Origin of the sequence: Kitasatospora sp. NPDC088779, assembly GCF_040685395.1 — a bacterium.
Taxonomy (GTDB): Bacteria; Actinomycetota; Actinomycetes; order Streptomycetales; family Streptomycetaceae; genus Kitasatospora.
Window position 1 is genome coordinate 43,554 of sequence record NZ_JBFBHW010000061.1, and the last position, 6,277, is coordinate 49,830.

Here is a 6,277-nt window from a genome sequence, read left to right on the forward strand (position 1 = left end):
GGGCCCGTCAGGCCTGGGGGCCCTGCTCCCCGGTCGGCGCGACGATCAGCTCGCCCACCAACTGGGCGGCCGACGAACGGTGTTCGGCCGCCAGTGCGTCGTCGGTGACCAGCACGTCCAGTTGCTCCAGTGCGGCGAAGGAGGCCAGGCCGACCGCGTTCCACTTGGTGTGGTCGGCCACCACGACGACCCGGCGGGCGGACTGGAGGAAGGTCCGGTTGGTCTCCGCCTCGGCCAGGTTCGGGGTGGTCAGCCCGGTCTCGGCCGAGAGGCCGTGGCAGCCCATGACCAGCACGTTGACGTGCAGCGAGCGGATCGCCTGGTCGGCGACCGGCCCGACCAGCGCGTCGGAGGGCGTGCGGACGCCGCCGGTGCGGATCACCGTCGCGGTGGCGGGGGTGCCGTCCTCGTCGGGTTCCTCCAGCAGTTCCGCGATCCGCAGCGAGTTGGTGACGACGGTGAGGCCCTCGACGGCGCGCAGCTGCCGGGCGACCGCGAAGGTGGTCGTCCCGGCGGCCAGCCCGACCGCCGAGCCGGGCGGCACCAGGGCGGCGGCGGCCCGGGCGATGGCCTCCTTGGCGGGGAGCTGCCAGTTGGCCTTGGTCTCGAACCCGGGCTCGCCGCTGGCCGCCGCCTCCGTCCGCACCGCCCCGCCGTGCACCTTGTGCACCAGGCCGCGGCGGGCCAGCGCGTCCAGGTCGCGGCGGATGGTCATGTCGGACACCCCGAGGTCCCGGACCAGTTCGGTCACCCGGACGCCGCCGCGCGCGCGGACCCGCTCCAGGATCAGCACGCGGCGCTGTCCGGCGAGCGGTTGGGCGCTGTCAGCCATCGGGGGGCTCCTCGGGTCGGTGTGGTCGGCGTGACCGTTCGGCCGGCCGTCCGTCCAGCCGTCCGTTCGACTGGCCGCCCGGCGGGCCACGGTCACCGCCATCATGGCAGGCGCGGGCCTCTTCCGGACAGCCGGGCTTGATGGATAATGTTGGATATTGTTGTTTCGTGTCGGATAGAGGGAAGAAGGCCATGGCCGGGACCCTGACCCAGCCCACCGCCAAGACCGCGACCACACTCGCGGACGGGCGACAGCTGATCTACTACGACAGCGGCGAGGCCGTCCCCCGGGACGCCGTCGACCGGCGCCCGCTCGACCCGCCCGCCCACGGCTCCGAGGTCCGGCTCGACCCGGCCACCGGAGCCTGGGTCACCGTCGCCGCGCACCGCCAGGCCCGCACCTACCAGCCCCCCGCCGAGGAGTGCCCGCTCTGCCCCTCCCGGGACGGCCGGCACAGCGAGATCCCCGCCGACGACTACCAGGTGGCCGTCTTCGAGAACCGCTTCCCCTCGCTGGCCGGCCCCCCGGCGGCGCTGGAAGGCGTCGACGGACTGCGGGTCAGCGGCCCCGGCGCCGGGCGCTGCGAGGTGGTCTGCTTCACCGCCGACCACGACGCCTCCTTCGCCGACCTCGACGAGCGGCGCGCCCGCCTCGTCCTCGACGCCTGGACCGACCGCACTGCCGAACTCGCCACCCTCCCCGGCGTCCGGCAGGTCTACTGCTTCGAGAACCGGGGCGCCGAGATCGGCGTCACCCTCGCCCACCCGCACGGCCAGATCTACGCCTTCCCCTTCACCACCCCGCGCACCGCCCGGATGGCCGCGCGCGCGGCCGAACACCGCGCCGCCACCGGCCGCAGCCTCTTCGACGACCTGCTCGCCGCCGAACGCGCCGACGGCGCCCGGGTGGTGCTCGCCGGAGAGCACTGGACGGCCTTCGTCCCCTTCGCCGCCCGCTGGCCGTACGAGGTGCACCTCTACCCGCACCGCCGGGTCGCCGACCTGACCGGCCTGGACGAGCCGCAGCGCGCCGAATTCCCGCGCCTCTATCTGGAGTTGCTGCGCCGCTTCGACCGCCTCTTCGGCGCCGGCCGGACCCCGTACATCTCCGCCTGGCACCAGGCGCCCGCCGGCCAGGAGGACGAACTCGCCCTCCACCTGGAGCTGTTCACCATCCGGCGCGCGGCCGACAAGCTCAAGTTCCTGGCCGGGGTGGAATCCGGCATGGACGCCTTCGTCAACGACGTCACCCCCGAGGACGCGGCCCGCCGGCTGCGGGAGGTAGCCCTGTGACCACGCCCCTAAGTACGCCCGTGACGACGCCCGTGACCACGCCCGTGGAGACTCCTGTGAACACCCCCGCGGCCTCCTTCGAAGAGCTCCACGGCCACGCCCCCGAGGGGGAGTGGGCCGCCCCCGGCCGGGTCAACCTGATCGGCGAACACACCGACTACAACCTCGGGTTCGTGCTGCCGATCGCCCTCCCGCAGGCCGTCCGCGCCCAGGCCCGGCGCCGCGACGACGGCCGGCTGCGGCTCTGGTCCGCCCAGGGCGACGGGGTGGTCGCCGACCTGGCCGTCGCGGACCTGGCCCCGGGCTCGGTGCCCGGCTGGGCGGCCTTCCCGGCCGCCGTGGTGTGGGCGCTGCGCGAGGCCGGGCACCCCGTCGGCGGTGCCGAGTTCCGACTGGAGAGCGACGTGCCCGGTGGTGCCGGGCTGTCCTCCTCGGCCGCCCTGGAATGCGTCGTCGCGATCGCGTACAACGACCTGTACGGGCTGGGCCTGTCCGCACCCGACCTCGCCCTGATCGCACAGCGGGCCGAGAACGACTTCGTCGGCGTCCCCTGCGGGATCATGGACCAGATGGCCTCGATGTGCTGCCGCCCGGGCGCCGCCCTGCACCTCGACAGCCGGGACCTGGCGATGCGGCAGGTGCCGCTGGACCTCGCCGGTTCCGGCCTCGCCCTGCTGGTCCTCGACACCCGGGTCAAGCACGACCTCGGCGACGGTGCCTACGCCGCCCTGCGGGCCGGCTGCGAGCGGGCGGCCGCGCTGCTCGGACTGCCCGCGCTGCGCGAGCTGACGCCCGCCGCCCTGCCGGCCGCCCTGCCCCGACTTCCGGAGGAGCTGAGGCCGTTGGTGCGCCACGTGGTCACCGAGAACGAGCGCGTCACGGCCGCCGTCGCCCATCTGGACGCCGGTCGGCCCGCCGCGCTCGGCCCGATCCTCACCGCCGGCCACGCCTCGCTGCGCGACGACTACCGGGTCTCCTGCCCCGAGACCGACCTCGCCGTCGAGGCCGCCCTCGCCGCCGGCGCCCACGGCGCGCGGATGACCGGCGGCGGCTTCGGCGGCTCGGTGATCGCCCTCGTCGACGCACCGGCCGCCGACACCGTCGCCGCCGCCGTCACCACCGCGTTCCGCGCGGCCGGCTACGCCGCCCCGCGCACCCTCACGGCCGTCCCGGCCGAGGGGGCCCGCCGCACGGGCTGACCGGGCCCGTCGGGGTCGGCGCGGGGAGCACGCCTTCCCGGGGTCACGCCTTGTGGTCCGCCGGGCGCTCCGGAGACGCCTCCGCGAGCGCCCGGGTGACCGCCTCCACCCCGGCGCGCAGCCCGTACACCGGCGTGCCCGGCTGCTGGCGCCAGGACTCGTCGATCCCGCCCGCGTCCACCGTGTCGAAGCCCAACTCGTCGATCAGCGCCCGCACCACGCGCTTGGCCGCCTCGTCGTCCGCCGCCACCGGCAGGGCGATCCGCTCCGGGTCGCCCTCCGGCCGCGGCCGCTCCAGCAGGTCCTGCGCGTAGGTGCCGTTGAACGCCTTCACCACGGGGTGGCCGAGGTGCCGCTCCGTCCACCGGCTCTCGGTCAGCCCGTCGTCCTCGATCTCGTCGATCCGGCCGTCGCGCTGCTGCGGGTAGTAGTTGCCGGTGTCGATCACCGCCGCGCCCTCGGCCGCGCCGTCCAGCAGCCCGGCCGGCAGGTCCGGCACGTTCTTCAGCGGCACCGTCACCACCACGACCTGCGCTCCGCGCGCCGCCTCGGTGGCAGGCACGGCCGTCGCGCCCGTCTCCTCGGCCAGGGCGGCCAGCGACTGGGGACCGCGCGAGTTGGCCACCGAGACGTCGTGCCCGAGCGCCGTCAGCCGTCGGGTCAGGTTGCCGCCGATGTTGCCCGCACCGATGATGCCGATCTTCATGTCAGACCCCTGTTCGCGAGTGTCACACGCTTGTCGTCCTGCCCCAACCACCCGGTGGCGCCGTCGATTCCCGGTGCAGGGTGGTTCTTCCGGACCCAGGGTCGGGCCGGGCCTGGCCCCGGCTCCACGGCCGTCGGGAGAGTGGGTGCCATGACCGACAACGCCCCGTCCGACAACGCCATGACCCGGGATCCCGCCGACCCCCGGGAATTCGCCGACCGCACCGTCCTGATCACCGGCGGCACCAGCGGCATGGGCCTCGCCACCGCCCGCCGCCTCCTCGCCGCCGGCGCCCGGGTGGTCATCACCGGCCGTGACGACGCCCGGCTCGCCCGCGCCGCCGAACGGCTCGACGGCGGCGACCGGCTGCTCGCCGTCCGCGCCGACGTCGCCGCCCGGGCCGACCTCGCCCGGCTCGCCGCCACCGTCCGGGAGCGCCACGGCGCGCTCGACGGCGTCTTCGCCAACGCGGGCGTCGGCGTCTTCCAGCCCGCCGCCGACGTCACCGAGGACGACTTCGACCACACCGTCGACGTCAACTTCAAGGGCGTGTTCTTCACCGTCCAGCACGCCCTGCCCCTGCTGGAGGCGGCCGGCGGCGGCTCCATCGTGCTCAACGCCTCCTGGACCCCGCACCGCGGCCTGCCCGACGCCCCCGTCTACGCCGCGACCAAGGCGGCCGTCCTCAGCCTCGCCCGCACCCTCGGCAGCGGCCTCGCCGCGCGCGGCATCCGGGTCAACTCCGTCAGCCCCGGCTACATCGCCACCGAGATGTTCCACGCGGTGATCCCCGACCCGGCCGCTCACGAGCCGATCCGCGCGCGCATCCCGCTCGGCCGCCTGGGCCGGGCCGAGGACGTCGCCGAAACCATCGCCTTCCTGCTCTCCGACCGGTCCTCCTACATCACGTCCCAGGACATCGTCATCGACGGCGGCCTGGTGCCCGCCGTCCAGGCCGTCGCGGGCTGACGTCCGGTTGATCCCCGGCTGCCCCCGGCCGCGCCCCGCTACCGCCTGCCCCCGGCCGCGCCCCGCTACCGCCTGCCCTCGGCCGCGCCCCGGTGCCGGCCGTGCCTGGTCCTGGCAGGGCCAGGCACGGCCGGCCGCCTCCGGGTGAGAATCATCCCCATGAACCCGACCAGTGCCCTGAGCGAGTTCCTCCGCACCCGCCGCGCCCAGCTGCGGCCCGAGGACGTCGACCTGCCCGACTACGGCGGACGCCGCCGGGTCGCGGGGCTGCGCCGCGAGGAGCTCGCCCACCTCGCCGGGGTCAGCGTCGACTACTACACCCGCCTCGAACAGGGCCGCGTCGGCAACCCCTCCGAAGCCGTCCTCGACGCCGTCGCCCGCGCCCTGCAACTCGCCCCCGACGAGTCCGGCCACCTCCACCGCCTCGCCCGCCCCACCCGCCGCGCGCCCCGCCGCCGCACCGCCCCGCAGCAGCCCCGCCCCTCCCTGCTGCGCCTGCTCGACCAGCTCGACCACGTCCCGGCGCTGGTGATGGGCCACCGGATGGACGTCCTGGCCTGGAACCGTGCGGCCGTCGCGCTGTTCGGCGACTACGGCGCCCTGCCGGTCGAGGACCGCAACATCGCCCGCGGCACCTTCCTCGATCCGGCCTCGCGCGAGCTCTATGGCGACTGGACGGCCTGCGCCCGCGAGAACGTCGCCTTCCTCCACCTGGAGGCGGGCCGCCGCCCCCACGACCCCCTCCTCGCCGAACTCGTCGGCCAACTCTGCGTCCACAGCGAGGAGTTCCGTCACCTCTGGGCCGAACACCCGGTCGCCGACAAGACCTCCGGCCGCAAGCTCTTCCACCACCCCATCGCCGGCCCCCTCGACCTCGCCTACGACACGCTCCGCCCCGCCGACGACCCCGACCAGGCCCTCGTCACCTACACCGCCGACCCGCACACCCCGTCGGACGACGCCCTGCGCCTCCTGCTCTCCTGGTCGGCGTCGGCGGCCCGCTGAGCGGCCCGCTCCAACGGCCGTCTGGCCGAACGGCACGAGATCCTGGGCACAAAAAGGCCGGTCGTAGGCCCTCGCGGGGGTCGAGGGCCTACGACCGGGGTTCAGGGGGGCGTTAGTCGAGGTCGTCGCCGAAGTCGGGGCGGATGCCCTTGGCGAACTGGATCTCGTCGTTGCTGGTACCGGCCGCGACCATCGGCCAGACCATGGCGTCCTGGTGGACGATGAAGTCGATGACGACCGGGCGGTCGTTGATCTCCATGGCCTGCTTGATGAC

General features: G+C 75.0%; 6 protein-coding genes. 4 read left to right on the forward strand and 2 right to left on the reverse strand.

The genetic code is table 11. The annotated features are described in order from the left end of the window. Positions 1 to 7: 7 nt before the first annotated feature. Positions 8 to 832 (reverse strand): DeoR/GlpR family DNA-binding transcription regulator, encoded by an 825-nt coding sequence (locus AB0P03_RS35605; RefSeq protein ID WP_363632724.1) that lies wholly within the window; start codon positions 830 to 832, stop codon positions 8 to 10. Positions 833 to 1,023: 191 nt separating this feature from the next. Here AB0P03_RS35605 and galT point away from each other — a divergent pair, with 191 nt between their 5' ends. Together galT and galK are read left to right on the forward strand one after the other, a co-directional pair. After that, positions 1,024 to 2,124, forward strand: coding sequence for a galactose-1-phosphate uridylyltransferase (galT, locus tag AB0P03_RS35610; protein ID WP_363632726.1), 1,101 nt, complete (start codon positions 1,024 to 1,026; stop codon positions 2,122 to 2,124). Between the two features lie 56 nt (positions 2,125 to 2,180). Then, positions 2,181 to 3,323: a galactokinase gene (galK, locus tag AB0P03_RS35615; RefSeq protein ID WP_363632728.1), complete on the forward strand. Its 1,143-nt coding sequence runs from the start codon at positions 2,181 to 2,183 to the stop codon at positions 3,321 to 3,323. 43 nt (positions 3,324 to 3,366) lie between these two features. Here galK and AB0P03_RS35620 read toward each other — a convergent pair whose 3' ends face one another. After that, positions 3,367 to 4,080, reverse strand: coding sequence for an NAD(P)-binding domain-containing protein (locus AB0P03_RS35620; protein ID WP_363579925.1), 714 nt, complete (start codon positions 4,078 to 4,080; stop codon positions 3,367 to 3,369). Positions 4,081 to 4,179: 99 nt separating this feature from the next. On the opposite strand from AB0P03_RS35620, the gene AB0P03_RS35625 reads away from it, so the two are divergent. Both AB0P03_RS35625 and AB0P03_RS35630 read left to right on the forward strand, forming a co-directional pair. Next, positions 4,180 to 4,998 (forward strand): glucose 1-dehydrogenase, encoded by an 819-nt coding sequence (locus AB0P03_RS35625; protein WP_363632729.1) that lies wholly within the window; start codon positions 4,180 to 4,182, stop codon positions 4,996 to 4,998. A gap of 159 nt (positions 4,999 to 5,157) precedes the next feature. Next, positions 5,158 to 6,003: a helix-turn-helix transcriptional regulator gene (locus tag AB0P03_RS35630; RefSeq protein ID WP_363632730.1), complete on the forward strand. Its 846-nt coding sequence runs from the start codon at positions 5,158 to 5,160 to the stop codon at positions 6,001 to 6,003. Positions 6,004 to 6,277: the final 274 nt, after the last annotated feature.